Annotated in this window: 16 protein-coding genes; 11 read left to right on the top strand and 5 right to left on the bottom strand. The window is 60.6% G+C overall.

The window, feature by feature from the left end; translation table 11 throughout:
- The first annotated feature begins 79 nt into the window (after nt 1–79).
- From F560_RS0110070 to kduD, 5 genes are all read left to right on the top strand, one after another.
- Entirely contained in the window at nt 80–610 is a 531-nt protein-coding gene (locus tag F560_RS0110070) for a YceI family protein (RefSeq protein WP_019005606.1), read from the top strand.
- A gap of 273 nt (nt 611–883) precedes the next feature.
- Entirely contained in the window at nt 884–1,735 is an 852-nt protein-coding gene (gene yunB, locus F560_RS0110065) for a sporulation protein YunB (protein WP_019005605.1), read from the top strand.
- 183 nt (nt 1,736–1,918) lie between these two features.
- Nucleotides 1,919–2,752 carry a 5-dehydro-4-deoxy-D-glucuronate isomerase gene (gene kduI, locus F560_RS0110060; RefSeq protein ID WP_019005604.1) on the top strand — a complete coding sequence of 278 codons (834 nt, stop codon included), beginning with the start codon at nt 1,919–1,921 and terminating at the stop codon, nt 2,750–2,752.
- A 57-nt stretch (nt 2,753–2,809) separates the two neighbouring features.
- Entirely contained in the window at nt 2,810–3,568 is a 759-nt protein-coding gene (locus tag F560_RS0110055; RefSeq protein WP_019005603.1) for a DeoR/GlpR family DNA-binding transcription regulator, read from the top strand.
- Nucleotides 3,552–4,310, top strand: a complete 759-nt coding sequence (kduD, locus tag F560_RS0110050) for a 2-dehydro-3-deoxy-D-gluconate 5-dehydrogenase KduD (protein WP_019005602.1) — start codon at nt 3,552–3,554, stop codon at nt 4,308–4,310. The genes F560_RS0110055 and kduD overlap by 17 nt, the downstream gene beginning before the upstream one ends.
- A 333-nt stretch (nt 4,311–4,643) precedes the next feature.
- Here the strand turns inward: kduD and F560_RS0110045 are convergent, their stop codons facing one another.
- Complete coding sequence (locus tag F560_RS0110045; RefSeq protein WP_019005601.1) at nt 4,644–4,874, bottom strand: hypothetical protein; 231 nt, start codon at nt 4,872–4,874, stop codon at nt 4,644–4,646.
- Nucleotides 4,875–5,156: 282 nt separating this feature from the next.
- On the opposite strand from F560_RS0110045, the gene rbsK reads away from it, so the two are divergent.
- On the top strand, nt 5,157–6,098 hold the full coding sequence (rbsK, locus tag F560_RS0110040) for a ribokinase (RefSeq protein ID WP_019005600.1): 942 nt from the start codon (nt 5,157–5,159) through the stop codon (nt 6,096–6,098).
- Nucleotides 6,099–6,115: 17 nt separating this feature from the next.
- Here rbsK and F560_RS0110035 read toward each other — a convergent pair whose 3' ends face one another.
- Nucleotides 6,116–7,192 (bottom strand): M23 family metallopeptidase, encoded by a 1,077-nt coding sequence (locus F560_RS0110035; protein ID WP_019005599.1) that lies wholly within the window; start codon nt 7,190–7,192, stop codon nt 6,116–6,118.
- A gap of 96 nt (nt 7,193–7,288) precedes the next feature.
- On the opposite strand from F560_RS0110035, the gene lipA reads away from it, so the two are divergent.
- Both lipA and F560_RS25005 read left to right on the top strand, forming a co-directional pair.
- Nucleotides 7,289–8,185 (top strand): lipoyl synthase, encoded by an 897-nt coding sequence (gene lipA / locus F560_RS0110030; RefSeq protein WP_019005598.1) that lies wholly within the window; start codon nt 7,289–7,291, stop codon nt 8,183–8,185.
- A gap of 75 nt (nt 8,186–8,260) precedes the next feature.
- A complete protein-coding gene (locus F560_RS25005; RefSeq protein WP_245554834.1) occupies nt 8,261–9,328 on the top strand; it encodes a YutD-like domain-containing protein in 1,068 nt (355 codons plus the stop codon).
- A 160-nt stretch (nt 9,329–9,488) separates the two neighbouring features.
- Here F560_RS25005 and F560_RS22960 read toward each other — a convergent pair whose 3' ends face one another.
- Both F560_RS22960 and F560_RS22955 read right to left on the bottom strand, forming a co-directional pair.
- Nucleotides 9,489–10,316, bottom strand: a complete 828-nt coding sequence (locus F560_RS22960; protein WP_019005597.1) for an NAD kinase — start codon at nt 10,314–10,316, stop codon at nt 9,489–9,491.
- 149 nt (nt 10,317–10,465) lie between these two features.
- On the bottom strand, nt 10,466–11,626 hold the full coding sequence (locus F560_RS22955; protein ID WP_019005596.1) for a nucleoside recognition domain-containing protein: 1,161 nt from the start codon (nt 11,624–11,626) through the stop codon (nt 10,466–10,468).
- 513 nt (nt 11,627–12,139) lie between these two features.
- Here F560_RS22955 and F560_RS0109995 point away from each other — a divergent pair.
- Together F560_RS0109995 and F560_RS0109990 are read left to right on the top strand one after the other, a co-directional pair.
- Nucleotides 12,140–12,511: a globin domain-containing protein gene (locus F560_RS0109995; protein ID WP_019005594.1), complete on the top strand. Its 372-nt coding sequence runs from the start codon at nt 12,140–12,142 to the stop codon at nt 12,509–12,511.
- A 32-nt stretch (nt 12,512–12,543) separates the two neighbouring features.
- Nucleotides 12,544–13,242, top strand: a complete 699-nt coding sequence (locus F560_RS0109990; RefSeq protein WP_019005593.1) for a DUF2225 domain-containing protein — start codon at nt 12,544–12,546, stop codon at nt 13,240–13,242.
- A gap of 60 nt (nt 13,243–13,302) precedes the next feature.
- Here F560_RS0109990 and F560_RS0109985 read toward each other — a convergent pair whose 3' ends face one another.
- Nucleotides 13,303–13,548: a hypothetical protein gene (locus tag F560_RS0109985; RefSeq protein ID WP_342662936.1), complete on the bottom strand. Its 246-nt coding sequence runs from the start codon at nt 13,546–13,548 to the stop codon at nt 13,303–13,305.
- A gap of 116 nt (nt 13,549–13,664) precedes the next feature.
- Here F560_RS0109985 and F560_RS0109975 point away from each other — a divergent pair, with 116 nt between their 5' ends.
- Nucleotides 13,665–15,461, top strand: a complete 1,797-nt coding sequence (locus F560_RS0109975) for a M3 family oligoendopeptidase (protein ID WP_019005591.1) — start codon at nt 13,665–13,667, stop codon at nt 15,459–15,461.
- Nucleotides 15,462–15,503 lie beyond the last annotated feature (42 nt).

Here is a 15,503-nt window from a genome sequence, read left to right as displayed (position 1 = left end):
TGACAAAACAAGGGCCTTAGTTTATATTGATGTTAATGTTACTTTATAAAAGTTAGTTAATAAGAGGAGGAAATGGACTATGGCGAAATCGAAATGGCTGGTGGACGTGGCACACAGCGAAATCGGCTTTTCCGTCAAACACTTGATGATCGCGAAGGTCAAAGGCGTATTCCATCAGTTCGAAGCGAGCATCGAAGCCGATCCGACCGACCTGACGACGGCCGACATCGAATTCGCGATCGACCTGGCGAGCGTCGACACCCGCAACAGCGACCGCGACAACCATTTGAAATCGGCTGACTTTTTCGATGTCGAGAACCACCCGAAGCTGTTGTTCAAAGCGACGAAAATCGTCCGCACGGGCGAGGACGAATACGAGATTACGGGCGACGTTACGCTGCGCGGCGTGACCCGTTCCGAGACGTTCAAAGCTACGTTCGAAGGGGCGGGCAAAGATCCCTGGGGCAACGAGAAAGTCGGTTTCAGCGCCAGCGGCAGCTTGAAGCGCAGCGACTACGGCCTGACCTACAACGCCGTTCTGGAAACGGGCGGCGTGCTGATCGGCGACGAAGTGAAAGTGTCGATCGAAATCGAAGCGGCCAAAGCGTAAGCGGAATTGGAAGAACAAGCGGAATCGTCTATTCATGGGGAAAAGCCGCAAGGGCAAGATCGAAGCGGCAAGTTCATAACGGGCAATCGCATCGGGAAGGCGTCCTGGCAGGGCGCCTTCTTTTTTGCGCCCGTGAAGCATAAGCATGGAGGAGGACTGTCCCTTGGGAGGGACATGACTTGCGGTAAGGGGGAAGCCGACATGCGGAGAAGGTGGGGAAAGCCGCTGGCGCTAAGGCTGAAGTGGAATCCGCCCGCGCGGAGATGGAGGGGCATGAGTCCGCGTACGCGGTTGGCGTCCGGCGGCCGGTTCACGCTCCGGCCCCGAAGCCGGGGATTTGTCGCCCGCGCCTCAAGACGAAGCGGGCCGCTTGCGCCGCCGTCCGCTCCGAAGCGGTGGACCGTTCGCCCGAGGCGGCGAATGAAGCGGCGCCATTTCTGGCTCATCATGCTGGCGCTTGCGGTGCTGGCCGTCTTTCAAACGATCGCCCTGACGGACAAACTGCTGCGCGACCCGCTGATGTTCCTCGCCAAAGTCCGGACGACGCAGATGGCGACCGAGGCCATCAATCAGGCGATTAAAACCAATATTGCTTCCGGATCGGACGGAAGCCGGATGATTCAATGGCAGACGGACGGAGCGGGAGGAACAAAGGGGTTCATGATCGACTACGCCGAACAAATGCGCATTACGGCGAAGACGATTCAGGTCGTGGAGGAGGCGCTTCGGGAGCAGAGCCATCTTTACGCGCACATCCCGATCGGCCACGCGCTGAACAGCCCGATCATCTCGTCGATCGGTCCCAGCGTGTCCGTCAAGTTCGAGCCGGCCTCCGCCGTGCAGGCCGAGGTGCGAACCCGTCAGACGAACGCGGGCATCAATAATGTGCTGGTCGAGGTTTACATCCATATCAAAACGGAAATTTTCGTGCTGATTCCGTTCGACCGCGATTCGAGTCCGGTCGAAACCGACATTCCGTTGTCTTATGTCATGGTCGTGGGCGATGTGCCCATGTATTATTACGACGGCCAAGGCAATCCGGTCGGCAGCTCGGCCGCGCAGGCGCCGGCTATCGCCCTGCCCCCTCCGCCTTCGGCGTCGGAGGGCGCCGCCGCGGGACATTAGGGCGGCTGGTCCGGTGCGTTTGAGTTCGCCTTTTCAAATTCGTGCGGCGGTGTCGGGTCTTGAGGATTCGGGGCGGGAGAAAGCTTCCCGTCTTTTTGTTTATGTCTTCAAAAAATGTTCACTTACGTTCGAAAACGTGTGGTATAATAAAAACGAACGAAAACAAACAAGGAGGCGTTCGTTTTGGAAATTCGCCATTCCACGCACCCGGACGACATGAAGCATTACGATACGGAGCAGCTTCGCAAGCATTATCTGATCGAGAAGCTGTTCGAGCCGGATCAGGTTCTGATGACGTACACGCACGAAGACCGTCTCGTTATCGGCGGCGCTCAGCCGGTGAAGGAGACGCTGACGCTGGAAGCGGCCGAAACGCTTAAAACCGAATATTTTCTGGAGCGCCGGGAGATTGGCTTTGTCAACATCGGCAGCGGCGAGGCGATGGTGACGGCGGATGGGGAACGCTACGAACTGGGGCGTCTGGACACCCTCTACGTGGGCAAAGGCGTGCGCGAGCTGAAGCTGTCCAGCAAGGACGCCGCCAATCCGGCAAAGCTCTATTTCTGTTCCGCTCCGGCTCATGCCGTTCTTCCGGCCCGCAAAGTATCGATTCAGGAGGCGAATACGCTTTACCTCGGCTCGCAGGAGACGTCCAACGAACGCGAACTGAACCAGATTATTCATGCCGACGGCATCCAAAGCTGCCAGCTCATGATGGGCATTACGGTGCTGAAGCCGGGAAGCGTTTGGAACACGATGCCTTCGCACGTTCATGACCGCCGGATGGAGGCTTATCTCTATTTTGATCTTGCGCCCGATGCCCGCGTGTTCCACATGATGGGCCAGCCGCAGGAGACCCGGCATCTCGTCGTCGCGAACGAACAGGCGGTGATTTCTCCGGCCTGGTCGATTCATTCCGGGGTAGGCACGAGCAATTATACGTTCATCTGGGCCATGGCCGGCGAAAACTATACGTTTAAAGATATGGACGTCGTTCCGGCCAGCGAGTTAAAATAAACGCGATTTTTTCCATACTTCGTACAGCCGTTTGACAAGAGGGAGGACTAACGCATCATGCTTGCCGCTGCACGCCACCAGGCGATACTGGAATTGCTTCAGACATCCGGCTCCGTTCAGGTATCCGAGCTGAGCGAACGATTCGGCGTAACAAAAAAAACGATTCGCGAAGATCTCGAGAAGCTGGAGGAAAAGGGACTGCTGAGGCGAACGCACGGCGGCGCGGTGGCGGCGGAGGAGGAGCCCGAACCGCTGCTCCCTTTGCAAATTCCGAACACCAAACATGTGAAAGAAAAGGAAAGCATCGCCGCTCATGCGCTTCGATATATCAGGCCGGACGATATTATCGCGCTCGATGCCGGCAGCACGACGCTGGAAATCGCCAAACGCCTGCCCAACGAGCCGCTTACCGTCATCACTAACGATTTGCTTATCATCCGCGAGTTGATTGGCAAGGACCGGATCCGGCTCGTCGTGCCGGGCGGATACCGCCAGCGCAACGTGCTGATCGGCAACGAGGTGCTCGAGTGGCTGACGCGTTTGAACGTGCAGAAGCTGTTTCTGTCGGCAACGGGCGTTCACGAGAAATACGGCTTGACCGTGTTTACGAACGAGCTGATCGAATTGAAAAAAGCATATATGGCAAGCGCAAAAGAAATTTACTGCGTGGCCGACCACAGCAAGTTTGACCGCGCCGCGCTGTTCACATTCGCAACGCTGCAGGAGATCGACATCCTGATTACGGACTCGGGATTGCCCGAAGAGATCGAAAAGCGCTACCAGGGAGGTTCGGTGAAAATTGAAAGAGCTGTTTGATTTGACAGGGCGCACGGCGCTGGTCACCGGCGCGGGCCGCGGGCTCGGCGCCGCGATCGCCGTCGGGCTGGCCGGCGCCGGAGCCGACGTCGCGCTCGTGACCAACCGCACGCCGGCGGAGGAGACGAAGCGGCGGATCGAAGCGCTTGGCCGCCGGGCGATCGTGATTACGGCCGACGTAAGCGACCGGACCGCATTGCCGGGCGTGATCGAGAAGACGATAAGCGCATTCGGCCGCATCGACATTCTCGTCAACAACGCCGGCATTATCCGCCGCACGCCGGCGGCCGAGCACAGCTACGCCGACTGGCAGGAAGTGCTGGACGTCAACCTGAACTCGGTATTCGTGCTGTCCCAATTGGCCGGCCGGGCGATGATCGAGCAAGGCTCGGGGAAAATCATTAACATCGCCTCCATGCTTTCGTTCCAAGGAGGCATCAACGTGCCCGGATACACGGCCAGCAAGCATGCCGTAGCGGGGCTGACCAAAGCGCTGGCGAACGAATGGGCGCCCAAAAACGTGCAGGTCAACGCCATCGCTCCCGGCTATATGAGCACGGACAATACGGAAGCGCTCCGGAACGATCCGGTCCGCAGCCGCCAAATTCTGGAACGGATTCCGGCCGGACGCTGGGGAACGGACCAGGATCTGGTCGGTCCCGCGATCATGCTGGCTTCGCGCGCTTCGGACTATATGAGCGGCCACGTTCTTTGCGTGGACGGCGGCTGGATGGTCCGTTAGCGGCTTGGGCAAGACGGTCGAAGCGTCCGCTTAGACAGGGCGTCACTTCCGGCAATCGCCGGAGGGGCGCCCTGTTTTCGTTGCCCCCGTATTGAGGCATTTTAAACCGTTTTTCGCTATTTTCCTCGGGTTGAGTCGAACGGGATGCTGTTGAGTTTAGTGCTGGAAAAGGGCGACTGCATGCCGTAAAGGCAATTGCATTCCGCTTTTTGCACGAAGGACTGGCGGATGAAGGAGCGGAGGCGGCAACGATAATGGCGGGAGGGAATTGCGCTTGTCTAGCTAAATGAAATACGGCGGCCATCATGCACCGGACCGTAGAGACGTTATTCTTTAGAAAGGAGCGGCTTCAACCTGCCATCCGGACCTCAATGCCTTTATTTGTTTGTAAAACGCGCTTTTTCTTCCCGATTTCGGCGAATAAGGTCGCTGGTGTCCGCCAGCGATCGAAAATGGCGTCATTTTGCTGAAATAGCGTTTCCTGTGTCCGTTGAATTTGATGCCGATGCTTTTGTTGCCGATATCTTGCTGTCGCAAATTGTATCCGACCGATAGTTTCACCATACCTGATCGTTTCTCGTGTCCGCGAGGTTCGTTCGTTGAGCTGGTTGGCGGGGGTCGTTGGCGCGGCGAAGCGTGTCGGCGGCGTTGCCCGGGCCCCGGGGGAAGAGCAGCGCGACATTGCGCGAATTCTGAGCGGAAGGGATACCGTTGCCAGGCGAGGCAAGATTGCTTCCCCCGGTTTGTGCTCCGGCTTCCGGAGGCGATAAAAAGTTGCAATCTGAACGCGGGACGTCCATCATAGGAACAAAGGCAAAAAGTCGAATGAAAATGAAGAGGTGGCGTATGAGCCGGATTGTCGTAGTCGGAAGCATCAACATGGACCTGGTCAACCATGTCGACGATTTCCCTTTGCCCGGGGAGACGATTCACGGTCACGGGGTCGAATATTTGCCCGGCGGCAAAGGGGCCAACCAGGCGGTGGCCGCGGCGAGAGCCGGCGGCGATGTCCGGATGATCGGCGCGGTCGGCGGCGACGTTTTCGGACGGGAACTGCTGGCTTCGCTAAGCGGGGCGGGCGTTCGGACCGATACGGTCGCGGTCAAGGAAGGCACTTCCGGGCTCGCCTTTATTACCGTGTCCAGGACCGGCGAGAACCAGATCATTTTGTCGGCCGGAAGCAACGGCAAGCTGACGGCGGAGGACGTGCCGCCGGAGCGGCTGGCCGAAGCGGAATGGGTGCTGCTGCAAAACGAAATCCCGCAGGCGGTCAACCGTTTCGTGCTGGAGAAGGTTCGCCATACCGGCGCGAAGGTGATTTACAATCCGGCGCCCGCACGGCCGATCGAGCCGGATTTGTATCCGCTGATCGACGTGATCGCCGTCAATGAAACGGAAGCGGAATCCCTTACCGGCGTGAACGTTCGCGGGAAGGAAGATGCCGCTCTCGCGGCGGCGGAGTTCGCGCGCCGCGGCGTCCGGAGCGTTGTCGTTACTCTGGGCGCGAAGGGAGCCTGCTATTTCGGGCCGGAAGGCGAGACCTGGTTCGCGCCGGCGTTCTCCGTCACGCCCGCCGATACGACGGCGGCGGGGGATACGTTTCTCGGCGCGTTTGCGGCGGCTTGCGCAGACGGCATGGAAACGGCCGCGGCCTTGCGTTTCGCATCGGCCGCGGCCGCGATTGCCGTCAGCCGCAAAGGCGCTCAAGCCTCGATTCCGGTCCGGGACGAAATCCTCGGCCTGCTGGCATCGGACAAGGGCGCGGGCGAAAATCCGCCGTCGAAGTAGCTCCGTAACGCCGGACCTTAAGAGCGGCGATGCGCCTTGAGCGCCTTCATTTCGGAACGCTCCCAGCTGCGAAGCAGCGGAAACGGGTCGAACGCCCATTCGACCAGCCCCCTGTCCCGATAGACGCCGTAATGCAGGTGCGGGGGGAATTTGCCCGAAGTGCCGGGCCGCCCGTAGCCGGAGCTGCCGACCCATCCGATCACCTGGCCGGGCTTGACGACATCGCCGATTTTCAGCTTTTTGTTGAAGCCCGACAGATGAGCGTAATAGTGGTACAGATTGTCCAAGTCTCGAATGCCGATCCTCCATCCGCCGTACGGATTCCAGCCCTTGACTTCGATGATGCCGTATCCGGTGCTGCGTACGGGGACGCCGTGATTGGCGAAAATATCCGTTCCTTCGTGAATGCGCGCGCCTCCCCACCCGCGGCTGTTGCCCCACGTGCTCCGGTACGAGTAGACCGAACCGATGGGCAGCGGGAACACGTGCTGGGACAGGTCGAGCTTTCCGAACGTTTCGTAGAGCTTGGCAAACTGCAAAATCCGCTGAACGGCTCTTGTATTGTGATAATATTCCCAAAGGCCGATGGCAAAGTCATCGCCGGAGATCCCGCCTTGTTCGCGGATGCGGCTGGCGACCGCAAACAGCAGATCGCAAGCGTCGTTCCGGTCCGCAATTCCGTCCCCGGAGCCGTCTTTGCCGACTCCGCCGAAGATCCGGATGGACAGCGGATTCGTGTCGTTGGGGTCCGGATTCAAATGGCCGGCCCACTGCTCCGGCGTGATGAAGATGCCGGACAGCGCCCCTTCGGGCAAAGGTCTCGATTTCGGATGAGCTTTGGACATGGTCCGTTCGTATTGATCGATCGCGGCGATGGAATACCAGGGCAAATTCGTCATCAGGCCGACGCGCTCATACAGTTGCCGCAAGGCCGGCTCCCTGTCCGCAGACGACTTCGCCTTGGCGTCGGGACCCGCCAGGACCGTGCCGGCGGGGATGAAGACGCAAATGCTGAGCATTCCCGCAGCAGCGGCTGCGGCGAGCTTGGACAGCATGCGACGCCCATAAGTCGGATGGACGTTTTGCCGTTGCATGAAACCCCTCCTTTTGCGCATAAAGGTATGGTTTGCAGAACGTTGGTTTTTATGTGAAACCTGTTATAATAAAGGGACAGAAAGAGGGGATAACCGATGGCAACCAGCGCTAAGCCGCGCAAGCCGGATTGGCTTCGCGTCAAGCTTACGACAGGCGACAATTACCACGAAATCAAGGATATGATGAGGAGCAAGACGCTCCATACCGTTTGCGAGGAAGCGCGCTGTCCCAATATTTACGAATGTTGGGCCAACCGCACGGCCACGTTTATGATTCTGGGAGATATTTGCACGCGCGCTTGCCGCTTCTGCGCCGTCAAGACGGGGCTTCCGACGGAGCTGGATCTGCAGGAGCCGGAACGGGTGGCGGAAGCGGCCGAGCAGATGAACTTGAAGCATTGCGTCGTGACCTCGGTTGCACGGGACGATCTGAATGACGGCGGCGCCTCGATCTTCGCCGCGACGATAAAGGCCATCCGCGCCAGACTGCCGTTCTGCAGCGTGGAAGTGCTGATCCCGGATTTTCAGGGCAATTGGGATGCGCTCAAGGTCGTTATGGATGCGAAGCCGGACATTTTGAACCACAATATCGAAACGGTCGCGCGGCTGAGCGACCGCGTCCGGGCGAAAGCGAAATATCCGCGGTCGCTGGAACTGCTGCGTCAGGCGAAGCAGTTTGCCCCGAACATTCCGACCAAATCCAGCCTTATGCTCGGCGTCGGGGAGACGATCGAGGAAGTGCTTCAGGCGATGGACGACCTGAGAGCGGTGGATTGCAATATTTTGACGCTCGGACAGTATTTGCAGCCGACTCCGAACCACCTGCCGGTCGAACGTTACGTTCATCCGGACGAATTTGCCTGGCTGAAGAAAGAAGGCCTGGCGCGCGGATTTTCCCACGTGGAATCCGGTCCGTTCGTGCGCAGCTCGTACCATGCCCACGAGCAGGTGATATCCGCAACCGCCGCCGACGCCGCCAAGGCGCGGAATTGAGTATAAAGCGGGAGTCGGATTGACGGGGGTCGTCAACTCGACGGGCGTTCGAGAGGAGAAGCAGTCGTGATCTACATGATAGAGGGAAATGCCTACAGGGTCGTTCGCGATCACAAGAACGGGTGGAATCCCGAGGCGTTTCGCGCGAGGTACAGCGAAGTGTTGGACCGGTACGACTATATCGTCGGGGATTGGGGATACAATCAGCTCCGGCTCAAGGGGCTCTTTCGGGAGCCGAATCCGAAAGCGCCGAAAGATTCGGTCATTTCCAGCCTCGCAGATTACATTAACGAATACTGCAATTTCGGATGCGCTTATTTTGTGCTCGAGAAGACCGATCCGAAATCCGTTCCCGATCATCTGATCGTCGATTTGAGCGCGCTCCCGGAGACGGCGGAATCGGCGCCGGACAGCAGGGAAGGCACGGCTGAAACGGCGGCCTCGGCCGGCTCGAACGGGACGGGGCTGCTGCTGCGCTGGCCGCTCAAGGAACGCCCGATCGGTCGTATCCCGGGCACGAGTCCTTCCGCCGTGGCAAGAGCCGTGTCCGAAGGAGCGGAGCGCCGGGCGGCAGCTCAAGCGGCCGCTCAGGCCGCGTTGTCCGGCGGAGCCGGGACGGCAGGCGCATTCGGTTTCGGCGGAGCGGGAACCGCGCCCGGTTCCGGAGGACGGGCCGAAGGCCAGCGGAAGCACGGTCAGGACGGCGGAAGCTCCCCGGGACAAGCCCGCCAGTCTCAGCGCCAGGGAAGCGGGGACTTCTTCGGCGGAAGGGGAGGCCGCGCGCAGCAGAGCGGGAACGCGCGCGGCGGCTCACCGTCTTCCGGGCAGGACAAACGGGCTGGCGGAGCGCCGGGCGGACAGGGCGGCCATCCCAAGCAGGCGCATCCTGCTTCTGCCGGCGGCGAACCGGCCAAGGAAGCCCGCGAGCGCGGTCCCAAGCAGGGAAGCGACGCAGCCGTGCAAGGCGAGGCGGGTCATGGCCCGCAGCGCTCCGGCGGGCGATGGCAGGGCAAAAACCGCCGCCGCGGCGGGTTAAACGGCGCCAAGACAAACCGGCCGCGCGGCGACGAAGCTCCCCGGGCGGAAGGCGGCGGGCGCCGCCAGCAGGAGGTCGGCGGCCAATCCGGCGGCGATCGGGTGTAAAAACGGCGCTATGAAAGCGCCAGCAAAATCAAAGGCATTCCCGGCAGCAAGCCGGGAATGCCTTTTTTTGGAACCGCGGCGGCGATTCGCCTTAACCGAGAGGAGCGGCAAACCGCCGCATGGCGTGGCTTGCGGCCCTCGGCAGGCCGCAAACGGCAAGTTAGCGCGGGCGTTTTTGCGTCGAAGCCATCTGGGCCTGATCGAGGCCGATAAAAGCTTCCCGTACCCGGTTCCAGAACGGAAACGGACGGTACCTGGCGAAATGCACCTTGTCCTCGGCCACCGTGCATACGATGGAACGGACCTCGTGAAACTGCATGATCAAATGATCGATGCCGATGGCGAGCGGTTCCTCCGGGTCGGTCACGATGTCGCAGTGATGGTGCTTGGGCAAAATGATCGACGAACCGAGCGTCCGGTAAACCCGGTTGTTGATCGATGCGATTTCGGCGATCTGCAGCGCTTCGAGCGACGGGTGAATGACGGCTCCCCCGACGCTTTTGTTGTAAGCCGTACTGCCGGACGGGGTCGAGACGACGATGCCGTCGCCGCGAAACATTTCAAAAGGTTCGTCGTTGATGTTCAACTGGGCGACCAGCGTGCCGTCTACGCTTTTGAGCGTAAATTCGTTCAAAGCCATGTAAACCGACGTGCCCCCGTTGGTCACGATCTCCACTTTGACCAGCGGATAGCTGACCGTTTTCGGTTCCGTCGAGGCCATCAATTCGACCAGCTCGGTCAGTTCGTTTTTTTGCCAGTCTGCATAAAATCCGAGGTGTCCGGTATGAACGCCTACGAAGGCCACATTGCGCACTTTGTCGCGGAATCGGTGGAACGCCTGCAGCAGCGTTCCGTCTCCGCCGATCGACAGCACGATGTCCGGCGCCGATTCGTCATGGATAAGCCCTCTTGCCCGGGCAAGGGTGTGAAACTGCTCCGCCAATTGGCGGGAAAGCCGGTCGCCCCGGTCAAGCAGCGCATACTTCACGTCGTTGCTCCTTCCGCAGCCTGTCGCTGAACGAGTTCTTTCACTACGATGATAAACAATTGCCGCGGCCAACACAATCCCGCGGACCCGCCAGGCATTGCGCGGAAGAGAACAAGCCGGGAAAAAAGCCCCCTTCGGCGCCGGGGCGATCAGGCCGGAGGTCCGAGCAGCGGCCACAGCAGGTACACAAGAGCCGCCGCGATGACCGCATGAAGCAAACGGGCCCGCAAAAACGGCAGATACCGCCAGCGCGTCCGGCTCATCAACCCGGCCACCTGCGCGTGCACGGACAAGCCGGCCCAGGAGAGCACGAAGGCGGCGGCGGCCACCTGGTCGACGAGCGGAGCCGACCGGGCCGCTTCCGCCGCGGCGCGGGCGCCGAGCGTAACCTCGAACGCGCCTTGCACGACCGCTTCGGACAAGCCGGGTACAAGCCCGGCGGCGCCGAGCAGGCGGCCGAATCCGAACCGAAGCGAGGAAAGAACCCCGCTGTGCAGAAGCAGCTCAAGCGCGGCGGAAAAAAACACGACGAGGCCGCCGACGACAATCATGAGCTGAAGGGACGACTTGAGCGCGTCCTGCAGCATAACGCCGAACGGCCGCCCGTCGGCAAGCCGGGCGCGGTGCATGGCGGCAACCGCATGCCGCAGCCTCCCCCGGCCGCCGGGCCCCATGCCGCTCCCCGCCGCTTGGCCGCCCGTACTCCGCATGGCGCTCTCCGGCGCTCCGGCTTCCGTCTCCGCATCGTCTTCCCGTCTTTGGCGTCCGCCGCGCCTGAGGGCAAAACCGAGCAGCATCGCCCCGCCGTAATGGGCGGCCGCCATCACCGGGGCCACGTTCGCGCGGCCGAAAAAACCGATGCACACCGCCCCGATCAAAAAAATCGGGTCGGAGGACGTGGTCATCGCGACCAGACGCTCGCCCTCCTCGCGGTTAAGCAGCCGCTGCTCCATCAGGCGCGAGGTCAGCCGGGCTCCGACCGGGTATCCCGAGGCGAAGCCCATCGCCACCACGAATCCGCCGACGCCCGGAATGCGGAACAAAGGCCTCATCAGCGGGTCGAGCAGCGAGCCGGTCAAATGCACGACGCCGAAGCCGAGAAGCAGCTCGGACAGCACGAAAAAGGGAAACAGCGCGGGGAACAGCACTTCCCACCAGACCGAGAGTCCCCGCAGCGAAGCCTGCAGCGTCTGTTGGGGGAGGGCCAAAGCCATGCCTCCGATCCACAACGCGAGCAGGCCCGTACTCAGCAAAGCCGCTTTCCGCATCCACCGCACCGGCATGTCCGCAGCCGTTTTTTTGCTTGCCATCCGTCCCATCCTTCCGCGCTTTCGTCACAGTCTTGTCCCCTAAATATATGTGGGCGGGCGCCTATTCTTTCCATCGGAACCGATTGAAATCGCTTGCAAAAAAAGTCTGTCTTCCGGAAACAGGATATGGTACAATAGAACTACAAATTGGCATGGATGCGGTTATGCAGTCCAAAAGATGCGGAGGAATGAAGATGAGCGTGGCAGCTATTGTGGCAGGAATCATGGTATGCGCTTTCGTTTATGTCATTCGCGAGTCGCTGCATCCGGCGGAGGATGAAACGGAATCCCGGACGGAGCGTTCCGAATCCTGATGTGAAACCCCATACCCGAAAAGGGTGTTTTTTTGTTTTGTTGCCGTTTTGCGCCGGCGCCGCGGCGCCGTACGCTCAAAGCGCGGCGGAGGGGCCGGCTTTTTATAGGCGAAGATGGGCTGCTTTTGTGATATAATGAGGTCAGCGCTAAGGCAATCGTCCCAAGACAGGCGTCCTGGACCCGAGGAGGGATCGCTTTTTGAACTTCAACACGATTTACGAAGCAGCGGGAGGCGCCCCGGCCATCCGGGAGATCGTCGAAAAGTTTTATCCGAAAGTACAAGCCCATCCCCTGCTGGCGCCGCTTTTTCCCGAGGATATTCGACCCGTTATGGAAAAGCAGTACCAGTTTTTGACCCAGTTTTTTGGCGGACCGCCGCTGTATTCCGATGAGCACGGCCATCCGATGATGCGCGCGCGCCATTTGCCGTTTCCGATTACGAAGGAAAGGGCGGATGCCTGGCTGGACTGCATGAGACGCGCCTTGTCCGAAACGTCCCTGCCGGAGGAGCTGCAAGCGCTGATGCTGGAGAGGCTGTCGGGACCCGCGTACCATTTTGTCAACTCGTAAACCGATAAAGCCGAGCCAAGGAGGAGACCCGGATGGAGCCGCTTTACCAATCGAAAATCACCTGCATTTGCTGCGGCAGCACGTTTCTGACCTCGCGCGTTCGCCCGAGCTTTAAGCGGCCCGTTCGGACCGACAGCGATTTCTGCGCGTATTTCGACGCGGTCAATCCCGATTTTTACGTCGTCCGGGTATGCCCTTACTGCGGGTTCGCCTCGACGGAAAATTTCAACCAGCATCTGAACGACAAACAAAAATACGCGTATTTGGAAAAACTCGGACGCCAGTGGAAAGCGCGGAATTACGGCGGCGCCCGCACGCTGGAAGAGGCGATGGAGTGCTACAAGCTGGCGCTTCTGTGCGCCCAGGCGGTGAACGAATCCGATCGGGTGATCGCCGGGCTGCTCCACCATATCGCATGGCTGTACCGCTACGAGGAGAAGAAGGATCAGGAGGACCGGTTCCTTCAGTTTGCGCTCGACGCTTACGTGAGGGTGTACGAGGGCGAGCGCGAGTCGCTGAACAACGCCCGCCTGTTGTACTTGATTGGCGAACTGAACCGCAGGCTGGGCAAACCCCGCGAGGCCGTCCGCTGGTTCTCGCGCGTCATTCACGACAAGAGCATCACGGACAGCGCGATGATCCGCGCTTCCCGGGAGCAGTGGGCCGCCATCCGCGAAGAGTTTGTCCAAAAAGGGCAGGAGCTTCCGGAGGAAATGCAGAGCGGAGCCTGAAAATCGAATACAGCTCAGATCGACACGGCAATGATTGGCTTATCGTTGCCGTGTTTTTTGTCAGCGCCGGATGGGACGATCGGCCATCAGGTAATCGTCGTCGGAGTCGATCAGCTGCAGCCGGTTGCGGCAGCAGGGAAACACGACGGCCCGTTTCCCCGGCCCGCTGCGCAAATCGAGGACGTCGCCGGGCTTGAGCGGAAGCCGCACATGCGCCGTTCCGCAAAAGGGGCATTCCGACGCGTAGACTTCATTCATTTGGATGTCGTATGGTAAACTGTTCCGGAAGGGAATCAACGAAGGCACCTCCATTTTCATCTAACGATACACCAGCATGGCGCATGCGCGCAACGGGAGCGGCCGGAAGGCGCGCGGGATCAAGCCCGCCGGAAACGAAACAGAATCGAAAGGATGATGGACGGATGAACGGGTTCGAGTCTCAAACCTGGGATTTGGATGTATTCTTTGCCGGCGGATCGGAGTCGAAGGACTTTGCGGCTTTTTTCGCGGAAACGGAAGCGCTAGTCGGCAAGCTGCTGAGCGAGCTGAAGAACGCCGGAGCCGAAGGAGGTTCTGTCCGGCTCGAGCAGCTTGCGGAATGGACGGACGGGCTGCAAAAAGCGATGTCGCGGGTGCGGCAGGCGGACGCTTACGTGAGCTGCCTGACGGCGCAGCGCATGGACGACCGGAAAGCGGTCGCGTGGACCGAGCGGATTCAGACGCTTTCGGCCCGGTACCGCCAGGCGTCGGATTTGTTCGACGCGAAGCTTGCGGCCGTGCCGGAGGCGGATTGGGCGGCCTGGTCCGCTTCCGGCAGCCAGGCGTCGGTGGCGTTTGTGCTGAACGAACGCCGGGATGCGGTGAAGGACAAGCTCCCTCCGGCTCTGGAAGCGCTGGCCGGTGAACTGGCGGTCGACGGATACCATGGCTGGGCCGAGCATTATCAGACGATTGTGGGCCGGATTTCGATTCCTTGGGAGGAGAACGGCAAGACGGTTTATTTGTCCGCCGGGCAGGCCGCGAACAAGCTGGAGCATCCCCAAGCGGCCGTGCGCGATGAGATGGCCGCCCGCTGGGAGCGCGCTTGGGCGGAGCAGGCGGATTTGTGCGCGGATACGCTGAACCGGATCGCCGGGTTCAGGCTGAAGCTGTACGAAGCCAGAGGCTGGAACGATGTGCTTCGGGAGCCGCTTAAGCTTAACCGGATGAGCCGCGACACGCTGGAGGCGATGTGGGAGGCTGCGGCGGCCGGCCAGGAGCCGCTGAAGCGCTATTTGGCGGCCAAAGCCCGCCTTTTGGGCAAAGAGCGGGTCGCCTGGCACGACGTGGACGCGCCGGTCGGAGAAGCGTCGGCGTCGATCCCGTACGGCGAAGCCGCCTCGATTATCGCGTCCGCGTTCGAAGCGTTTTCGCCGGACATGGCGAAGCTGGCGCGGCGGGCGTTCGACGAGCGCTGGATCGAAGCCGAGGATCGCCCGGGCAAGCGGCCCGGCGGATTTTGCACCGACTTTCCGGAGAGCGCGCAATCGCGCATTTTCATGACGTACTCGGGGACGCCCGGCAACGTTTCGACGCTGGCGCACGAGCTGGGGCACGCCTATCACAGCTCGCTTGTCCACGGGCTGCCCATGTTTGCGCAGGATTACGCGATGAATGTGGCGGAGACCGCATCGACGTTCGCGGAGGCGCTCGTCAGCGATGCGCTGTTGAAGCGCGCGGACGGGGATAAGGCCAAGCTGGCGCTGCTCGACGAGCGGCTGCAGCGCGCGGTCGCGTTCTGCATGAACATACGCGCGCGGTTTTTGTTTGAAACCCGTTTTTACGCGCAGCGCGCGAAGGGGATGCTCGAAGCGGAGCGGCTGAACGAACTGATGCTCGACGCGCAGCGCGAGGCTTACGGCGGGGCGCTCGCTTCCTGGCATCCGCACTTTTGGGCGTCCAAGCTGCACTTTTATTTGACCGACGTCCCGTTTTACAACTTCCCGTACACCTTCGGCTATCTGTTCAGCACCGGCATCGCGGCCGTGGCCGAAGCGGAAGGGCCGTCGTTTGCCCGCCGGTACGACGACCTGCTGAGAGACACCGGGCGGATGACGGTCGAAGAGCTCGGTTCCCGGCATTTGGGCGTTCGCCTGGACCGTCCGGAGTTTTGGCGGGCGGCTGTCGACCGCGCGGTGGCGGACGTGGACACCTTTGTCGCGCTCAGTCAAAACGTCTAATCCTTAACGCGGGCGGAGCCGCCCGCGTTTTTCTTATAGAAT

Origin of the sequence: Cohnella laeviribosi DSM 21336 (genome assembly GCF_000378425.1) — a bacterium.
In the GTDB taxonomy this organism is placed as follows: domain Bacteria; phylum Bacillota; class Bacilli; order Paenibacillales; family Paenibacillaceae; genus Cohnella; species Cohnella laeviribosi.
This window is presented reverse-complemented; position numbering and strand designations above follow the sequence as displayed.

Coding starts and splice junctions, on each gene's coding strand:
- F560_RS25005 (WP_245554834.1), top strand. CDS start 8,261: ATGATAGAGGGAAATGCCTACAGGGTCGTTCGCGATCACAAGAACGGG.
- F560_RS0110055 (WP_019005603.1), top strand. CDS start 2,810: ATGCTTGCCGCTGCACGCCACCAGGCGATACTGGAATTGCTTCAGACA.
- F560_RS0110070 (WP_019005606.1), top strand. CDS start 80: ATGGCGAAATCGAAATGGCTGGTGGACGTGGCACACAGCGAAATCGGC.
- F560_RS0109990 (WP_019005593.1), top strand. CDS start 12,544: ATGGAGCCGCTTTACCAATCGAAAATCACCTGCATTTGCTGCGGCAGC.
- lipA (WP_019005598.1), top strand. CDS start 7,289: ATGGCAACCAGCGCTAAGCCGCGCAAGCCGGATTGGCTTCGCGTCAAG.
- F560_RS22955 (WP_019005596.1), bottom strand. CDS start 11,626: ATGGCAAGCAAAAAAACGGCTGCGGACATGCCGGTGCGGTGGATGCGG.
- F560_RS0110045 (WP_019005601.1), bottom strand. CDS start 4,874: ATGGTGAAACTATCGGTCGGATACAATTTGCGACAGCAAGATATCGGC.
- F560_RS0109975 (WP_019005591.1), top strand. CDS start 13,665: ATGAACGGGTTCGAGTCTCAAACCTGGGATTTGGATGTATTCTTTGCC.
- rbsK (WP_019005600.1), top strand. CDS start 5,157: ATGAGCCGGATTGTCGTAGTCGGAAGCATCAACATGGACCTGGTCAAC.
- yunB (WP_019005605.1), top strand. CDS start 884: ATGAGTCCGCGTACGCGGTTGGCGTCCGGCGGCCGGTTCACGCTCCGG.
- F560_RS0110035 (WP_019005599.1), bottom strand. CDS start 7,192: ATGCAACGGCAAAACGTCCATCCGACTTATGGGCGTCGCATGCTGTCC.